Raw genomic sequence first — 18,697 nt, 5'->3', positions numbered from 1 at the left:
TTCGTTCAGGCATGACCAGCGCTGTTTCCACCACACCACTCGGATCCGGCGGCTGCCGTAGGGCACATCGCGTATCCGGCCGGTGACGCGTTCCTTGATCCGTGCCGCTGGAGTGGCGCAGCCGGGACACACCACGGTCACCGCCGTCTGTACATACACCGTCACGCTGTCGTCGGGTTCGGTGTCGACCTCGACGACCCGTACGCCCGTCAACCCGAACAAGGTGTCCACGGCGGTATCCTGAATCACGTACCCGCGACCTTCCACTCGTCATGATTCCCTAGACAAGAACCATGATCTTGGATGTCGCGGGTACGCCTGCGTTACGACACGCCCGACCTCAGCTTCACTGTCTGCAACCAGTTGTCGTCACGATAAGCGACCAAGCGGCTACCCCACCCCGATCAAGTGCGCAGACCCATGATTCGAGAGTGCCTTAAATCATGCCGGGGCTAAAAGCAAGCCAACTCCGGATAGATCGAATTCAACTGCTCGATCGACGGTTCCCAAGAGTGTCGGCGATGGCGGCGAACTCGCGTAGGGCGGCTTGTAGGTCTTCGACGATCTCCTTGGCGATGGCCTCGGGTGGCAGCAGCGCGTCGGCGTCCTCCAGCGAGGCGTCCTTCAACCAGGTGATGTCCAGGTTGACCTTGTCGCGGCTCAGCAGCTCGTCGTAGTCGTACGCCCTGAACCGCTCGCTCTCCACCCGCTCGGCCCGGTCCTTGCCCGGCAGATAGCAGTCCCGGACGAACTCCTCCAGGTGCTCCCGGCGCAGCGGGTTCTGCTTGAGCGTGAAGTGCTGGTTGGTGCGGAAGTCGTACACCCAGAGCTTGCTGGTCCAGGGCTCCTCGCGGGCGCGCTTGCGCTCGAAGAACAGGACGTTGGCCTTGACCCCACCGGCGTAGAAGATGCCGGTCGGCAGCCGCAGCATGGTGTGCAGGTCGTACTGCTTGAGCAGCCGCCGCCGGATCGTCTCCCCCGCCCCACCCTCGAAGAGCACGTTGTCGGGCAGCACCACCGCGGCCCGCCCGTCGATCTCCAGCATCGAGGCGATGTGCTGCACGAAGTTGAGCTGCTTGTTCGACGTCGTCGCCCAGAAGTCGGCGCGCTCGATCTCCCGATCCTCGCGGCTGGCCCGCCCGTCACCGCTGATCATGCGGATCGACGAGCTACGCCCGAACGGCGGGTTGGCCAGCACCAGGCTGACTTTGCTCGACGGCTCCCGCCCGAGCGAGTCTCGGACGTCGATCAGCGACGGGCCGCTCGGCGTACCGATGCCGTGCAGCAGCATGTTCATGGCCGCGAGCCGCGCAGTGCCGTCGACCAGCTCGGTGCCGGTGATCCCACCGTTGGCGAGGTGCCGGGCCTGGTCGCGGGTCAGGCTGTCGCCGTGGTGCCGCTGGATGTAGTCGTACGCCGCCAGCAGGAACCCGCCGGTTCCGCACGCCGGGTCGGTGATCGTGTCGTCCGGAGTCGGCTGCACACAGTCGACGATCGCCTCGATCAGTGCGCGCGGCGTGAAGTACTGCCCGGCACCCGACTTGGCGTCCTCAGCACCCTTGGCCAGCAGCTCCTCGTACGCGTCGCCCTTGACGTCGACGCCGGCCTGCGACCACTGCTCCTTGTCGATCAGGTCGACGATCAGCTTCTTGAGCTTCGCCGGGTCCTGGATCTTGTTCTGCGCCTTGCGGAAGATCGTGCCGAGCGTGCCGGACTCCTGCCCGAGCCCGCTCAGGATGTTGCGGTACTGCACTTCCAGCCGGACACCGTCGCTGTCGAGCAGCGTCTGCCAGCTCAGCTCCGCCGGCACGATCTGCTCCCGCTTGAACTCACGCTTGGCCCGCTCGTGGGCCATCTTCAGGAACAGCAGGTACGTCGACTGCTCCACGTAGTCGATCGTGGAGACCCCGTCGTCGCGCAGCACGTCGCAGTAGTTCCACAGCTTCTGCACTAACCTACGCGATTCCGCGTTACTCACAGCAACTCCCCCTGCTTAAACTCGTCGCCGCGACGGGAGCCTGTTGACTGATGCTCATTGGCGCTCCTGTGATTCTCGCGCCCTCGCTGCTTGGGCAGCTTCACGCGCGCCGCCTGTATGCGAGATATAAGCTCTATGGCTGTTCCGTCTTCGGGATCTTGATCAGACAGATCTCCAGAGAAGGCCCGACTCGCCAGGACGGACCTCAGTCTGCGGATCCGCTTTTTCGCTTGCTCGATCAGCTCCTCTGTCGAATCCAGACCGGAAAAATGGCGATCGAGCAGGGAGACGATACGGCGCTGCTCGGCGAGCGGTGGGACCGGTACGTGCCAGCTCGAAAGCCGCGCAGCGCCGAGGTGGTGGATACCGACGCCCCGCGACTCTGCAACGAACGCTCCCCGGAGCGCTTCCGATCGGAGGAAATAGAGCAGGTAGCGCGGATCGGGGCCGAGGCTTCGCACCCGGATCAGGGTGTTCTGGAAGCAGCAGTCCGTAATCTCGCCGTTCCAGATGGCAGGCTTGCCGACCTCGCCAGGGCTGCCTGATGCTTCTCCGACGACGATGTCCCCTGGTAGGAGCCGGTACGTCTCCAACTCGTCGTCGGTGAAGTTCATTTCCTTGACGTCGTCGAGCTTGAGCCCATCCCAGCTGACGTTCGCCGCTCGCAGGTAAGGGCGCATGTGCGTACCGCTGTGGTTCTTGGGTGAACGCTGTCGACCAAGACGGACTTCGGCGATTTCGTTGAGCGCGGCCCACTCCCAGCCACGAGGGAGGTCGCTCATGCGGTGAGTTCCTGGTTGAGTTCGGTGAGGAGGGGTTGAGCACGGTGGTCTCCGAAGACTCGGAGGTAGCCGTCGATGCCGCCGCGTTCGGTGAACGGGGCGCCGTCCAGGTCGTCGGGGGTGACGGCAACGCTTGCCGCTATCACGTTCTTGATCCTTTCCAGCCACCAGAGTTGTTCGGGGGTGAAGGCTGCGCCGGCCTGCTCCTGGCGCAGCAGCCAGGCGTGGAAGCGTTCTTCGACGACCGACCGGTAGGGGCGCAACTTCTGGTCGAGGCCGAGTTCGTAGCGGACCAGGGTGATCAGGTCGGTGACGCCCCGGTCGCCGGGTGCTTCGGCGGTGCGGCCGAGCAGCACGTACGCCTCCCACAGCCGGTCCGGGGTCCACACCTGCGGGGGCCGCGATATCCGCGCGGCCAGCTCTTTGAGCTGGTCGAAGTCGACCCGGCCTTTGCCGTCGAAGAAGACCTGCAACGCGGTAATCTCGTCGCGGTGTTCCTCCAGGTAGGCGTGCCAGCTGTGGACGACCTTCTGGGCGCGTTCGGCGGCCGGCACTCCGGCGGCGGACAGCAGCGTGTCCCGGTTGACCTCGTCGATGGTGATGTCGTGGGCGCGACGGATCTCCAGGATGCGTTGCCGTAGCTGCGGTGCGGCGGCGAGCGGCCGGAGGGCTTCGGCGAGCAGGTCGCGGACCGCGTCGGGGCCGGCGGCGTGGGCGGGGATCAGCGATTCGGGGGCGACGGCGTCGGTGAGTCGGCGGGCGATCGCCGCGAGGGGTTGGCCGTCGGCGAGGTCGGTCAGCTCGGCGCGTTCGTCGTCGGTGAGCTGGCGGTCGAGTCGGGCCAGCCGGGCGGCCAGCGTCGCCACCTCATCCTGATCGGCGGTGAGGGTGCCGGCCTTGCCGAGCAGTTCCTTCAGGGAGATCTGCGCTTCGGTGCGCCGGTGCAGCGGCACCGCCTCGTCCAGCTCCTGTTCGGTGACGCCGACCGCGTCGACGATGACGAACCGGTCCTTGACCTGGGCGTCCGGGGTGACGGACTGGAAAGACGCGGGGTCGATGGTGCGGGCGCCCCGGCCTTTCATCTGCTCGAAGTAGGTGGCGGTGCGCACCTGCCGCAGGAACAGCAGGCATTCCAGTGGCCGGACGTCGGTGCCGGTGGCGATCATGTCGACGGTGACGGCGATCCGCAGCTCAGGGCTGTTGCGCAGCGCCTGGATCAGCTCGTCGGGGTTGTCGCCGGTGCGCTTCGACGCGTACGTGATCTTGGTGGCGAAGTCGTTGCCGCGGCCGAAGACGTCGCGGACCATGGTGACGATCTCTTCGGCATGGTTGTCGTCCCGGGCGAAGATCAACGTCTTGGGTACGGTCGTGCGGCCGGGGAAGATCTCGGTGAACAGCCGGTCCCGGAAGGTCTCCAGCACCAGTTTCAGCTGCCCCTTCGAGATCACCGACCGGCCGACATCCTTGCCGGCGTAGCTGAAGTCCTCCTCCAGCTCCTGGTAGCGCTCGGCGCGGGTGCGCCGGTCGCGCAGCGGCACCACCGTCTTCGCCTCGATGGTCGAGCCGGCGTCGGTGATCTCGGTGCGGATGCGGTAGACGTCGAAGTCGACGTTGACCCCGTCGGCGACCGCCTGCTCGTAGGTGTACTCCGACACCAGGTTCTGGCGGAAGAAGCCGAGGGTCTGCTTCACCGGCGTCGCGGTCAGCCCGACCATGAACGCGTCGAAGTACTCCAGCACCGCCCGCCACTTGCCGTAGATCGACCGGTGGCATTCGTCCACAATGATTAAATCAAAGGCTTCCGGCGGGATGGCCGGGTTGTAGGCGACCTGCGCCGGTTCGTCCAGCTCATAGCTGTCGTACGCCTGGTCGTCGACGTCGACGTCCGGCAGCTCCCGGCCGCACAGCGCGCCGTACAGCCGCTGGATTGTGGAGATCACCACCGCCGACGAGTCGAGCATGCCCGCCCCGGTCAGCCGGTCCACGTTGAACAGCTCGGTGAACTTGCGCCCGTCGCCCGGCGTGGCGTAGCCGGCGTACTCGCGCAGCGTCTGCCGGCCCAGGTTGTTGCGGTCGACAAGGAACAGCACTCGGGTCGCCTTGGCATGGTGCAGCAGCCGGTAGCTGCTGGTCACCGCCATGAACGTCTTCCCCGCACCGGTCGCCATCTGGATCAGCGACCGGGGGCGGTCGGCGGCCAGGGCCCCTTCGAGGCCGCGTACCGCGTCGATCTGGGCCCGCCGCAGCCCCTGCTCCGGCAGTGGCGGCAGCTGCCGCAGCCGGGCGCGCAGTGTCGGGGCCGCCGGGTCGTCGTCGGCCTCGCGCATCCAGCGGGCCAGGGTCTCCGGCCGGTGAAAGGCGAAAACCTCCCGGGTACGCGGCTGCGGGTCGAGCAGGTTGACGAAGGCTGTCTCGGTGCCGGTGGCGACGTAGCCGAACGGCAGCGGCGCGTCCCGCCGCCACGCCGACATCCGCTGCGCGGCGGTCAACCCGTGCAGGTAGCGGTCCAGCTGCGCCTCCACCCCACGCGGCGCGGTGCCCTCCCGCTTGGCTTCGACCACCCCGACCAACCTCTGCTGTACGTAGAGCAGGTAGTCGGCCCGGCCGGTGGCCAGGGTGACCTCCCGGACGGCGACCCCGGCGACGCCGCTGTCCCCCGCGTACAGGTTGATCTGCTCCTGGTCCTGGACCTGCCAGCCGGCGGCGGTGAGCTGCCGGTCGATCTCGGCCCGGGTCTGCACCTCGTTGAGCGGCTCGGCCGAGGCGCGCCGGGCGCGGCTGATGAAGTCCTCGCGCTTGGCCGCCGACACCTTCGCGGGTTTGCGGGCGGCGAACTCCTGACTGGCCGCGGTCATCTGCGGCTCCAGGTCGGCCACCAGCTCGGCCGCGACCGTACGCCGGGCCGCCGACTCGGTGACCGCCCGGTCAGCGGCGGCTTCGGCTGCGGCCTGCGCCGCCGCCACCGACGGCTGCCCGTCGAGCAGCAGTTTCGCCTCGGCCAGCTCACGGCGGTAGCGGCCCAGCTCGGCCTGCAGGCCGTCAACGATGTGCTGCGGCACCTGCTGCGGTGGTGGGCTGGGCGGGACGAAACCGATCGGGCGGCGGTCGTCGGTCAACGCCCGGTGGAACCATACCCCCAGCTCGAAGCAGTCGCGCAGCAGCTCCAGCGCGGTCCGTACCTGGTCGAGGTGATCGTGCACGGCCTGGTTGCCGACCTTGCGCAGCCGGGTGAACGCCTCGTTGATCTTTGGCGTGAGCACACCGGCCGCGTTGAGCGCCCGTACCTGGTCGACGAACCTGTCGCTGCCGGCCCTGGTGCCGGTGCGATTCACCAGCTCATGGGCGAGGGTCTCGCCGAACGCCCGCGCCTTGAACATTGACGACTGCGCATCAACAAAGATCAACGACTCCGCGCCGACGCCGTACCAGACCAGCATTTCATGATCCACAAGGAACCCGAAGTTGGCGGACTGGTTGGCAAGGCGACGAATTCGCTGATGATCCACAACTCTCCACAGGGTACATGACCGATGTAGAACGCCAGAGCTTATCCGTGCTCGGGCCAAGACGGCATCGGCCGGAAAGTATCTGTTCGATACCGATCGGGCAGACCCCGCCGACCCGTCACGGTGGGATTCGCCTGCAGGCGGCCCTTGACCGGCCGACCGGCATCGTCGTGGCACCTCACCCCGGGCAGGGGCCGGCAGCGGCCGGGTGAATGATGGCCAGGTGAGCGAGTACCAGTACTACGACTTCCGTGCCATCGACCGGCCACTTGACGAGCAGCAGATGGCTGAGCTCCGTACGCTGTCCACCCGGGCGGAGATCACCCGGACCAGCTTCACCAACGTGTACCACTTCGGCAACTTCGGCGGCGACCCGCTGGCCATGGTCGAGGAGTACTTCGACGCGCACCTCTACATCACCAACTGGGGCACCCGGCAACTGGTGCTGCGGCTGCCGCTGCGGCTGCTCGACCTGGGGACCGCCCAGCAGTACTGCTGGGCAGAGCCGGCCGAGGCGTACCAGTCGGGTGACAACCTGATCCTGAATTTCTTCCGCGAGGACCCCGACGGCGTCGAGGACTTCGACCGCGACGGCGACGGCTGGCTCGCCGGCATCGTCGGCGTCCGCGACCAGCTCGCGGCCGGCGATCACCGTGCCCTCTACCTGGCCTGGCTGTTCCTGATTCAGGACGGCGAGTTCGGCGACGAGGCGACCGAACCGCCGGTGCCGGCCGGGCTCGGTGACCTGACCGGCGCGCTGTGCGAGTTCGCCGAGTTCCTGCTGATCGACCCCGCCCTGATCGCCGCCGCGGCGCAGGGCAGTGCACCGGAGGCCGCGGGCGCCGCCGCTGACCCGGCCCGGCTGGCCGACTGGATCGCTCAGCTGCCCGCCGCCGACAAGGACACCGCGCTGCTCGGCCTGCTGCAGGGCGACGGGCTGGCCGTCACCGCCGAGCTTCGGCAGCGGTTCCGGGCCGACACCGGTACGGCGGCGGCCGACCCTGCCGGCAGCAAGCCGCGCACCATCGGCGAGTTGCTCGACGTGGCGGAGACGATCCGGGAGCAGAGCGAGTAGTTCGACCGGGTGTAGTCCCAACGGCCGACCACGACTGGGCCGATGACTCACCGCCGCTGCGGCGGGCGGTCGGGCTCGCCGGCCCGGTCGGCCGCTCCACAGTGACGGTTGCGGCAGCTAGCGTGCAGCGGGTGAAGTGGCCTAGCCCCGCAACCCTGCGCCACCGCGTCCTGCTACCCACACTCGGCGTCGCGATACTACTCAGCGCAAACGTGCCGCCACTGTACGGTCTTACCAGTGACTGGCTGCACGAGCGCACGCTCAACAGCGTCGAGTACCAGCGGGAGCACGGCTACTGGCAGGTCCTCGAACTCCCCGAGGACCAGCGGGTCAACGCCATCCACGCCGCGCTGCTGCCCACCGGCAAGGTGCTGCTGATCGCCGGCTCAGGCAACGACCGGGAGCAGTTCGACGCCGGCACGTTCAAGACCCTGCTGTTCGACCCGGCGACCGAACAGACCGAACTCGTGCCGACCCCGGAGGACCTGTTCTGCTCCGGGCACTCGTTCCTGGCCGACGGCAACCTGCTCGTCGCCGGCGGCACCCAGCGGTACGAGGTCCTCGAATCCGACATCGAACGGGCCGGCGGCACCATGCTGGTCAAGAACGAATCCCCGGACGGCGGTCCGCGCAGCTTCGTCAAGGGCACCGAGTTCGTCGCCCCGGACGGGCGGCGCTACTCCGCCGGGCACGACTTCGTCGTACCGCCGGCCACCAAGACCGACGGACCGGGCGACCGGGTCGTCGTCACCGCCAGCGAAACGGAGGTCTGGGTCGATGCAGCCGGCTTCGGCGACGAGTACGTCGTCGAACGGCAGACCCAGTACCGGGTCAACGGCCTGGTCGGCGCCGAGGTGCAGGACATCTACGGCCTCGCCGAGGCGATCACCATGGACAAGCAGGACTACCAGGGACTCGACGCCGCGTTCGAGTTCAACCCGTGGACCGAACGGTACGAGCGGGTCGACGACATGCACGTCAAACGCTGGTACCCGACGCTGACCACGCTGCCCGACGGGCAGGTGCTCACCGTGGCCGGGCTCGACGGCAGCGGCCAGGTCCTCGACGGCACGCAGCACGAGATCTACGACCCGCAGACCAGGAGCTGGACGCTGCGCCCCGACCTGGAACGGTACTTCCCGACGTACCCCAGTCTGTTCCAGACCGCAACGCCCGACCTGCTGTTCTACACCGGATCGAACGCCGGCTACGGACCCGACGACCAGGGCCGCGACCCCGGCCTGTGGGATCTGAGCGACAACACGTTCACCGAGGTCGACGGGCTACGCGACACCGACCAGCTGGAAACCAGCATGAGCGCCTGGGCCGGCCCGGTGCAGGAGCAGCGGATCATGGTCGTCGGCGGCGGCGGGGTCGGCGAGTCGGCGCTGTCCAGCGACCGGATCGACCTCATCGACCTGACCACGGCCAACCCCCGGTTCACCCCCGGCCCGGACCTGCCGGACGGGACCCGCTACCCCAACCTGGTGCAGCTACCCGACGACACCGTGCTGATCACCAACGGCTCCAGCGACTACCGGGGCCGCGGCCTCAGCGACAACCACACCGCCCGGATCTTCCACCCGGACAGCAACACCCTGACGGTCGCCGCCGACCCCCATGTCGGCCGTAACTACCACTCGGCGGCGTTGCTGCTGCCCGACGGCCGGGTGCTCACCGTCGGATCCGACCCGCTTTTCCGCGACGCCAAGAACAGCATCAGCGGCGAGTTCGAGCAGCGGCTGGAGCTGTACTCCCCGCCGTACCTGTTCGGCGGTGTTCGTCCGGTCCTCGGCAGCGTGCCGGAGCGGATCGAACGTGGCGGCAGCGTCACCGTGATCAGCCCGCACGCCGACCGGATCGACCGGGTCCGGCTGATCCGGCCCGGCGCCGCCACCCACATGCTCAACAACGAGCAACGGTCCGTGGCGGTCGACTTCACCGCCACCGCCCACGGGCGGCTGGAGCTGAGCCTGCCCGAGGAGGCCACGATCCTGCCGTCCGGGCCCTACCTGCTGTTCGCCGTCGACGCCGCCGGGGTGCCGTCGGTCGGCGTACCGGTGATGGTGCGCTGAGCCCTGCGCACGCTCACTCCGCCTGGTCGACCAGTTGGAGCGCGTACTCGGGCCACCATTGCCCGGCCGGCGGCTCGCCCGGCCGGCAGTCGCCGTCGGACTCGCCCGGACGCTTGATCCAGAGCAGGGCGTCGACCCGGTCCAGCCCGGTCGTCGTGGTCGGTGATTCCCCCAGCGACCGGCCGGGCGGGTTGCACCAGGACGGACCACCGTCGACGGTGGCACCGTCGACCGGCCCGGCGCCGTTGCGGCTGGTGTCGACGACAAACCTGGTACGCCCGTCGAGTTCGTCGGACAGCCGCCGGCCGTAGCCGACGTTCTCCTGCGTACCGATGAAGTTGGAGACGTTCAGTACGAAGCCGTCGGCTTGCCCGATCCCGGCCCGGCGCAGCGCGTCGGCCAGCTTCGGCAGGTCGGCCACCCAACGGGCATGGCCGGCGTCGAGATACACCTGGGCGCTGCCGGTCTGCTTGAGCACGGCGACCGCGTCGGTTAGCAACGCCAGCCGCTCGTCGGCGGAGTCCGCGCCGCAACTGTCCAGGCTGTGCGCCACCGCGTCCGGTTCGACGATCACCGTGACCGGGCGGCCGGCGATCCCGGCCGCGAACTCGCGGACCCAGGCCCGGTAGTCGTCGCCGTCGCGCGCACCACCACCGCTGAAGCTGCCACAGTCCCGGTCCGGAATGTGGTACGCCACCAGCACCGGCATGCCGCCGGCAGCGTCGGCCCGGGTGAGCACGGCGTCGACGTCGGCGCGTACCGCGGTGGTGCTGCTGGTGACCCAGACCGCTGTCGGCTGCTCACTGATCCGTCGAAGCCGATCGGCGTCACCGGTACGGCCGGCCGCCACCCAGCTGGTGACCTGGTCGGCGGCGGCTCCGGTCGGGTCGACGAACAGCTCCGCTCCGGCGAGCGGCACCTCGACCGGCTGCCCGGGGGTGCCGGCGGTCCGGGCATCCGTGATCTGGTCGCCGAGACCGCCCACCCGCTCTGACGGTGCGGTGCCACAACCAGCCAGCAAGCCCAGGAACAAGCCGACGGGCAGGGCAAACATCGACTGGCGGGCTATCGACAGCAGCACCGTTCGTCCTCCGTCACTGGCGTAAAGCACGGCCGAGACTAGCTCAACCGGCTGATCCGGGCAGGCCTTCCCGGTGCCTAGGATCGTCGAAACAGCGGCCGGGCGGGCCGGTGGGCACGACTGCTGGGCGGCTTACTGCTTGTGGCGGAACAATTCGACATCCCGGTGTACGGCCGGTCCTGGGCTCGACTCGAATCCTATAGCCGGCTCGCCGGTTCGCTGACCGATCCGCCGGATGGCGTGCCGTACCGGGTCCGCTACCGCAGCATGCATGGAGCGCACGGTAGCCGGCAGATCGTCACCGCAGTACTGATCGCGCTGGCGAACATCTGCTTCGAGGTGTTCTTCTTCGTCTGGCTGCTGCAGCCGGGGCACTTCGCCGACACCAATCCCGGTCCGGTGGCCGAGGCTGCCCGGATCGCCAATGTCTTCGTCATCTGCTCCATCGCCGTCGTCGAGGCGTTACGGCTGGCCAACGTACTGTCGCTGTCGCTGGCCTCGGTGATCGCGCGGGATCCGGTGCCGGTGGTCCCGCCTCGAGGGCTGCGGGTCGCCTTTCTCACCACGATCGTGCCGGGCAAGGAGCCGGTCGCGGTGGTACGCGACACGTTGCGAGCGGCGAAGCGGATCCGGCACCGGGGCGTCTTCGACATCTGGCTGCTCGACGAAGGCGACGACGCCGAGGTGAAGGCGATGTGCGAGCAGCTCGGCGTACGACATTTCACCCGCAACGGCATTGAGCGGTACAACCAGCGGCGCGGACCGTTCCGGGCGAAAACCAAGCACGGCAACTACAACGCCTGGGTAGACGCGCACGGCGGCGGCTACGACGTCTTCCTTTCCGTCGACCCCGACCACGTGCCGCTGGCCAACTTCGCCGAACGGATCCTCGGCTACTTCCGCGACCCGGATGTGGCGTACGTCGTCGGCCCGCAGTGCTACAAGAACGGCGAGGCGTTCGTCACCCGGGCCGCCGAGTCGCAGCAGTTCCCGTTCCACAGCGTGATTCAGCGAGCCGCCAACGCGTACGGCACGTCGATGCTGGTCGGTACCAACAACGCGGTACGGATCAGCGCGTTGCGCAGCATCGGCGGACTGGCCGACTCGATCACCGAGGACATGGCGACCGGGCTGGCCGTGCACACCACCCGCAACCCGGCGACCGGCCGACGGTGGAAGTCGGTGTACACCCCGGACGTGCTTTCCGCCGGCGACGGCCCGGCCAGCTGGAGCGACTACTTCTCCCAGCAGCGGCGCTGGTCGCGGGGCACCTTCCAACTGCTGGTCGGCCGCTACTGGCGGCGCTTCCCCCGGCTGTCCGCCGGTGGGATGCTGCACTACACCCTGATCACCACCTTCTACCCGTCGATGGCCGTCGCCTGGCTGCTCGGCATCGTCAACGCGGTGCTGTTCCTGGCTCTCGGCGTCAGCGGTATGACGATCTCGCCGCAGATCTGGTTCGCCCTCTACACCGACGCCACCGCCTTCTCCCTGTGGCTCTACCTGCACAACCGGCGGTACAACGTCAGCCCGTACGAGGCACCCGGTTCCCGCGGGCTCAAGGGCATGCTGATGTCGATCATCTCGGCACCGATCTACGCCGGGCAGCTCGTCAGTACGCTGCTGCGTCGGCCGGCCCGGTTCGTGGTCACCCCGAAGGGGGCGCACAGCAGCAGTGACGGCCTGTACACGTTCCGGGCGCACCTGGGCTGGTTGGCGGTGCTCGCCGCAGCGATCGTGGTCGCCGTTGCCCGCGACTACGCCAGCTTGCCGTCGCTCCTGTGGCCCGGCGTCGCGCTGCTGATCTGTCTGCTACCGGTCGCGCTGTGGCGCCGTGACCTCCGCCGGCGTTCCCACCCGGTGCCCACGGGTGGCGGCGGTAGCGACGGCGGACCGCCGACGATCGCGGAGGTGCGCGGTCCGGATCGGGCCGGGGACATCACCATGGAGATCCCACGAGCGCTGCTGACGGCGCATCTGGCCAGCCGGTCGGTCGAGGACCAGCCCGACGACGTCTCCGCCACGATGATCCTGCCCCGGATCGAGGTGCCCCGGCAGACCGGTCAGCCCGGCGAACCGGTTCAGGAGGGCGACAGGGGCACGCAGTGAGCCGACGGACCGGACCAGAGCAAAACAGGCGGTTTCGAGCGAGGACTGGTCGCGGGTGGGCTAACAGGGTGGACACCGGCTGCCCGGCGAGCACCTGATCACCGCCGACGCGGCCTGCCGCCTCGGTCCGAGTCGATTGGCCGGCGAGGCTGTCACTGATCAACCTGCCAGCCGGCCCGAGCAGCCAGCCCGGACAGGCCTGAGCAGCCAGACGCGAAACGGTCCCCCTGGCGGGCCGTCCACCGTGGCAGCAGGGGCCTCCGGGCCACCGCAGGTCCGCCGGGCGCGGCAGAGTCGACCGACGGTCATCCTCCTCAGCCGACGTCAACCTGACTGCGGTGGGAGGCGGCGATCTCCGCGGCTTCGCGGCGGGCAGCGGCAGGCAGCCGCTCGCGCGTGAGCCGGTCCGCCGCCGTCCACATCCCGTCGACCAGAAGCTGACCGGTCCCGGTCAGCTGGCCGCTCCGACTGATCACCTGCAACGTGTCCCGCACGGCAGCGCGCCACCGGGCGAACCGCACCTGGGCGAGGTGGATGTCGGTCGGATCGGTTTCGACCCGTTGCTGCCGTTGCCAGAACGTGGCGACCGCGAGATGGGCGTACGCGCCGTGCAGCAGCGCGGCGAGGGGCCGCAGATCCCGGCGCCACGGCGCGTAGTAGCGCTTGTCGTCATCCGTCGGAACGATCAGCGGGAGGGCGTCGCTCAGTGCGAGCAGCTTGGCGTGCTGCAGTTCGTGCGCGAGGGTGACCGCGACCGTCCGCGTATCGTCCGGGGAGGACATCGCGACGGCACCGAAAGCGCCCGCGAAGGTAGCACTGCCGACCGAGCTGCCCAGCAGTTGCATCGGTACGACGGCGGTGACGCACTCGGCGACCTCCGCCGCGACCTCGGGATGATGTTCGGCGAGCAGCAGCCAGCCGGCGCGGACGCCGCCGGTCCAGCGGCGCAGGTCGAGGTGGCGCTCGTCGACGGTACGGGGCCACCCTGGTTCGTCGTTGCCGAGCCCTTGCCACCCCGAACCGTCGATGGTGACCTGCCGGCGGATCAGCACCTGCGGTAGACCGTCCCAGTCCCGCGAGGTCGGCCTGTCCCCAGCCGCAGATCGGTGAGCCGTCGGGGTGGGAACGATTACCTGCCGCCCGGCCCGTTCCAGCAGCACCAGGTCATCGTCCGCGCGCCGCACGCGTAGCGGGTCGCAGTTGCCTCCAGGCAGGGTCGCGATGCCCAGGGACGGCAGCACGATGCCATGGTTGGAACGACTTGCGCCGAGCGGCACCTCGGCGGTGGCCCCGCAACGTGCCGCCACTGCGGCCGTGACCAGGGCGAGTCGGCCCGGTTGAGCGGGTCGGTGGCTGGAAAGCGCCGCCACGGTACGGCCCAGCCATGCCCCAACCGCCGGATAGCAGAGTACGTCGTGCACCGCCGTGGGCGAGTCGCGCTCGAGATCGACCAGCAGCCGGTATGCGTACATGGTCTGTCTTGCTTCCGGATGGCTGGTCCGTCGCGCGAGGTCGGGCAGCATCCAGCAGAACAGTCTGCTACGGCTGTTCTGCAGCCCGGCGAGGACTCGGATGCCGGCGGGGGCACCACCACCCTGCGCGAACTCAGTCAGCATGTTCCTCGAGAATCGGTGCGGTTGGATCATGCCTGCTCCCGAAGCGCCTGGTTACCGACTTGCTACCGCAGTCTTCGCCCCACCTATTCATCGATGATCGCACATCATTGCCGCCGCGTGGAGCGCATGGTCGATCACCCGAGGAAGTGACATTGACTCGCCTGACTGTCCGACAGTCGTGGATCCGACTTTCCACAGCGTCCACAAAGACTGCGCGACGTCGGTGAGGATTTCGGCGATCTGCACTACGATTGGCGTTCCACGCCGCAGCGAGCGACGATGCTCCCGCGCATCAGGGCACCCCCGGCAGACAGGACCGGCGAATGACCCAAGATCGGCACGAGCAAGAGACACTTCTCGTCGACCTCACCGACGTCGACCTGCACACCCTGTCCGAGTTGCCACCAGATGCCCTGCAGATCTCCCTCGATCACCTACTCGACGAACGATTGAATCCGATCGCCTTCTTCCTTGGTCAACACGATGGCGATCCGGCGAGCAGCGCCGCACAACCCTCATGATCGAAAGAGATTCAAGATGACCGACACACCGACGACGACCGCGGCAAGCAAGACCGGCACGGGGCGGCAGACGGCTGAAGTGTTGGTCTTCGTCTCCCCCGGCGGCGGCGCCGGGCAGACGAGCATCGTCGCCAACATCGCCTGGATACTCGCCAGCACCGGGCACCGGGTCCTCATCCTCGACTGGGGAGGTAACGCACCCCGGGTCCAGGACTACCTGCATCCCTTCCTTGACGTGACCACGTCCGTCGACGAACCGCTCGGCGCGGCTCTGCGGATGATCGCCGACCGCACCGACACGACGCCGGAGACCAGTGTCCAACAGTTCCAGGCAGTTGGTTGGGCCGACGCCGTGGACGTCGTCACCGCGACCTCCGACAGCTTCTACCCGGCAGCGCTGCCCGACGGTGCCGGCGACGGTAGTCAGCTCCGACGCCTGCTGCAGCAGACCAGCTACCACTACGTGCTGCTCGACGCACCGCCGCAGAACCCGCAGAGCGCGCTGCACCAGCTCGCCTGCCTCTGTGACGCCGCTGCGGTCTGCTTCCGGTCGCACCAGCGGGTGCAGCATGACGCGTTGCGCCTGGCAGGCGCGTTGGTCAACGCCGCTCCTGTCGGTCTGCGCCTGGTGGCCACCCCGACCCAGGTACGGCTCGGTGAACCGCACGCCGCCGAGCGGCTACACGCCGCCCGGCAACAGTTCGCCCAGCTCGCCGGGCCGGCAAGTGCTGGTGTCACCGTGTCGTTCGTCGAGGTGCCGCGCCACTCGTACGACATCGAGCGGGAAGCTCTCGCCATCATTCTCGATCGCGGCAGCCTCCGGACGGGTCTGACGAGCGTCGTCCACGCGATGACCGACGGTGCCGTTCCTTCCGCTCCAGATGTCGGTCGACGACTACGGATGCGCTACGAACGGGCGCTCGGGTTCGATCCGCAGGCCGAGCCGGAGAAGGTCTACCTTGCGTACCGACCGGCCGACCGACGCTGGGCGGACTGGATCACCGACCGGTTGCGGCAACAGGGCCTGCCCGCCAGCCGGCTACCCGCCGATGATTCGTGGATCGAGCAGTCGACGCCGCCGAGCCTCGTCGTAATCGGCGGGCTCGCCACGGCCGACGGGCGAGTACGCCACATCGCCGAACGGCTCCGCGACGCGGTGATCTCGCCCACTGAAGTATCCGATCAGGTCACCGACGTATCCGACCCGGTCGTACAGGTGGCCGTCACCGCCCAGACCCCGGCCGACTTCGATGCCACAGTGCCATGTCTCGATCTGGTCGGCCTGTCCGCCGGTGACGCCGAGGCGCGGCTACGTCGGCATTTCCTGCTCATCGAGACGCCCTACGACGATCGTGCCGGGTTCCGCCCGCGCTATCCGGGCGGCCCGCCGGAACATCGCCAGCTGCCGCCGGACGTCGACCTTCCCAACCGCAATCAGCAGTTCATCGGCCGAGCCGACGATCTCGAAACGCTCCGCGACAAGTTGCTCGCCGACGGCCCCGGGCCTGTTCTGGTGGTTGGTGCCACCGGAGTCGGCAAGAGCGAGCTGGCCAACGAGTACGCCCACCGGTTCCAGAAGGACTACGACATCGTCTGGTGGATCCCGGCGGACAGCTGGGAATCGATCGCCCTTGCGCTACGCAGACTCAACGAGCAGTTCCAGCTGCTGGCTCCGAATCCATCCGAGGTGGACACCGAGGGCGTTGATGAGCAGCCGCGACAAGCATTCGACCACCTGTTGCAGCTCGCTGCCAGGAGACCGTGTCTTTTCATCTTCGACGGGCTCGACGATCGGGAGCTTTTCGGGTGGGTCCAGTCCGCCGCCGGACACGTGGTGGTGACCTCAAGGATCACCGATACGCCCACCCCGCGCATGCTCGTCGTGACCCACCTCGGGACGGACGACGCAACCGAGTTGCTGCGCACCTACGTGCCGGAGCTGAGCGAGGAGCATTGCGCCGCGGTGGTCACCGAGGTGGGGCAGCTCCCGCTCTCGCTGCGGCTTACCGGGGCGTGGCTACGGGAGAGCCGACACCACCTGATGGCATACGCGCCCGCAGATCTCGAAGCCGCTACCGAAGCGATGGTCGCCAGCCTCCGGCCCGAATCCCCGGCCGATCTGCCCGCCGATGCGGATGCATCGCCGGCGGTGTCGGTGCCCGACGACGATCCCACCTACCACGCGCTACGGCGATCCTGGCGCGCGTTGGAGGCGACGCTGCGACAGACGGAGATTGGCCGGATAGCCATCCACCTCGCTGAGATGTGCTCCTTTCTGTCGTCCGACGACATCAGTCTCACGCTGCTCCGCTCGAGTTCGATGATCGATCAGCTGGCCACGCTGTCGGACGATGGCGAAGAGCGCGTGCGCAACGACCCCGCGATCTTCGACGAGGTCGTCTGGACCGGGGCCCGGTTCGGCATCTTCGACGTACGTTGGGGGCAGCGTCCCTCGATCCGTATCCACCGAGCGGTACAGGACGCGGTACGTGGCGCCCTGCCGCCGACGCGGGCCGCCGAGGTTCGCCGTCACCTGCGGCTCGGCCTGGCAAGTTACGCCCCAACCGGAGCTGAGGTCGACGGCGGCTGGCAACGGCACCGCCTCGCCGAGCTGCAACCCCATCTGCTGCCCAGCGGTGCCGTGGCCGAGACCGACCCGAAGGTGCGCAGGTGGGTCGTCCGACAAGTTCGGTACATGCGCCGGCAGGAGACCTGGGACAGCGCGAATGTCGCCCTGAAGGTCATCGACGAGGCTCTCGGCTACTGGTCGTCGGCGGTGCCGCCCACCGATCGCATCAATATGCAGCTACGGGGCGAGCAGGCGAGTCTGCTGCGCTGGATGGGCCGGTACCGCGAGTCGCTCGAGATCGCGCAGCAACTGCGGCTACTGCAGTTGCGCACCATCGGGCAGGAGCATCCGAACACCGCGACCACGCTGCAGGGGATCGCCGGGGACGTACGGGCGCTCGGAGAGTTCGAGCTCGCCAAGAGTCACGAAGGCGTCGCCTACGATGTTCTTCGCAAGGCCTACGGCGAGGAGCACCAGCAGACCTTGATGGTCGCGCACAATCTGGCGCTGTCGTCGTACTTCGACGGCGACCTCTACACCGCGATGGTGGTGGAACGAGAAGTGGTCAACCGCCGATTGCGGGTGTTCGGCACGAGGGACCCCTTCCTCTGGTGGGCCGCTGCCAACCTGGCGACATATCAACGTGAGCTGGGCGACTACCACGCTGCGACCCGGACCATCGACGATGCTCGCGGTTGGCTGGGCCATCCGACCGGCAAGATCCCGACGGACAGCGCGAGTGCGCTGCGGATCATCCGGGTACTCGCGGTCACCCAACGCCGCAAGAACATGGTGCCTCAGGCCAAGGAGAATCACGCCGACGCGCTGCGCGGGTACCAGCAGCTGCGCGGGACAAATCATCTCGACACCTTGGCCTGCAGGCTCGCGCTGGCCACCGACATGCATCTACTGCGGGAGTCACCAGCACGAGTGGTCGAGTTCGGGCAGTCCTGCTACCGCGGCTACCAGCGCCAACTCGGCCCGGAGCATCCGCTCACCGGCATCTGCCTGGTCAATCTCGCGCTGTTCCTACGCGGTGTCGGCGATCTCGACGAGAGCCGGCGCCTCGGTGACCACGGATTGCGGATCATCCGGACCGCTGCGCCGGCCGAGACCCACCCCTGGGTGCTCGCGGCAACCATCAACCAGGCCGGCAACCTGGGGCACGGTGGTGCGGTAGGCGCCGCGGTGCAACTCGCTGGTCAGGCCGTCGAGCTGTGTGAGGAGGACCTGCCACCAGGACATCCGTACCCCGACATCGCGCGTGCCAATCTTCGAGTATGGGAGCAGGCAGCGCGTCGATCCGCCGGGACGGGTCACACCAACCCGATATCCACCCACGACCTCGATATCGACATCCCGCGGCGCTGAGAAGCATCCGGCGA

11 protein-coding genes are annotated in these 18,697 nt (G+C 68.2%); 5 read left to right on the top strand and 6 right to left on the bottom strand.

Going from position 1 to position 18,697, the window contains the following annotated elements:
• The 4 genes from ACFHWU_RS17530 to ACFHWU_RS17515 form a co-directional block, all read right to left on the bottom strand.
• The coding region (locus ACFHWU_RS17530; protein ID WP_416591068.1) for a transposase family protein at positions 1-231 on the bottom strand (231 nt) is incomplete at its 3' end.
• Between the two features lie 253 nt (positions 232-484).
• Entirely contained in the window at positions 485-1,951 is a 1,467-nt protein-coding gene (locus ACFHWU_RS17525) for an N-6 DNA methylase (RefSeq protein ID WP_416591067.1), read from the bottom strand.
• 23 nt (positions 1,952-1,974) lie between these two features.
• The gene (locus ACFHWU_RS17520) at positions 1,975-2,760 is read right to left on the bottom strand and encodes a restriction endonuclease subunit S (RefSeq protein WP_416591066.1); all 786 of its coding nucleotides are present in this window, start codon (positions 2,758-2,760) and stop codon (positions 1,975-1,977) included.
• On the bottom strand, positions 2,757-6,197 hold the full coding sequence (locus tag ACFHWU_RS17515) for a type I restriction-modification enzyme R subunit C-terminal domain-containing protein (RefSeq protein ID WP_416591065.1): 3,441 nt from the start codon (positions 6,195-6,197) through the stop codon (positions 2,757-2,759). The genes ACFHWU_RS17520 and ACFHWU_RS17515 overlap by 4 nt, the downstream gene beginning before the upstream one ends.
• Before the next feature lie 292 nt (positions 6,198-6,489).
• On the opposite strand from ACFHWU_RS17515, the gene ACFHWU_RS17510 reads away from it, so the two are divergent.
• Positions 6,490-7,341: a hypothetical protein gene (locus tag ACFHWU_RS17510; protein ID WP_416591064.1), complete on the top strand. Its 852-nt coding sequence runs from the start codon at positions 6,490-6,492 to the stop codon at positions 7,339-7,341.
• 131 nt (positions 7,342-7,472) lie between these two features.
• Complete coding sequence (locus tag ACFHWU_RS17505; protein ID WP_416591063.1) at positions 7,473-9,416, top strand: galactose oxidase-like domain-containing protein; 1,944 nt, start codon at positions 7,473-7,475, stop codon at positions 9,414-9,416.
• A gap of 13 nt (positions 9,417-9,429) precedes the next feature.
• On the opposite strand, the gene ACFHWU_RS17500 is transcribed toward ACFHWU_RS17505, so the two are convergent.
• Positions 9,430-10,497 (bottom strand): glycoside hydrolase family 6 protein, encoded by a 1,068-nt coding sequence (locus ACFHWU_RS17500; RefSeq protein ID WP_416591062.1) that lies wholly within the window; start codon positions 10,495-10,497, stop codon positions 9,430-9,432.
• Between the two features lie 141 nt (positions 10,498-10,638).
• Between ACFHWU_RS17500 and ACFHWU_RS17495 the strand changes: the two genes are divergently transcribed.
• Positions 10,639-12,606, top strand: coding sequence for a glycosyltransferase family 2 protein (locus tag ACFHWU_RS17495; RefSeq protein ID WP_416591061.1), 1,968 nt, complete (start codon positions 10,639-10,641; stop codon positions 12,604-12,606).
• Positions 12,607-12,920: 314 nt separating this feature from the next.
• Here the strand turns inward: ACFHWU_RS17495 and ACFHWU_RS17490 are convergent, their stop codons facing one another.
• Complete coding sequence (locus ACFHWU_RS17490) at positions 12,921-14,222, bottom strand: aKG-HExxH-type peptide beta-hydroxylase (protein WP_416591060.1); 1,302 nt, start codon at positions 14,220-14,222, stop codon at positions 12,921-12,923.
• A 323-nt stretch (positions 14,223-14,545) separates the two neighbouring features.
• Here ACFHWU_RS17490 and ACFHWU_RS17485 point away from each other — a divergent pair, with 323 nt between their 5' ends.
• Positions 14,546-14,743, top strand: coding sequence for a hypothetical protein (locus tag ACFHWU_RS17485; RefSeq protein WP_416552250.1), 198 nt, complete (start codon positions 14,546-14,548; stop codon positions 14,741-14,743).
• Positions 14,744-14,759: 16 nt separating this feature from the next.
• On the top strand, positions 14,760-18,683 hold the full coding sequence (gene fxsT, locus ACFHWU_RS17480; protein ID WP_416591059.1) for an FxSxx-COOH system tetratricopeptide repeat protein: 3,924 nt from the start codon (positions 14,760-14,762) through the stop codon (positions 18,681-18,683).
• Positions 18,684-18,697: the final 14 nt, after the last annotated feature.

Source organism: Micromonospora sp. LOL_015 (assembly GCF_048060275.1).
Classification (GTDB): domain Bacteria; phylum Actinomycetota; class Actinomycetes; order Mycobacteriales; family Micromonosporaceae; genus Micromonospora_E.
The sequence above is the reverse complement of the archived record's forward strand: the minus strand, read 5'-3'. Positions and strand labels throughout refer to the sequence as shown.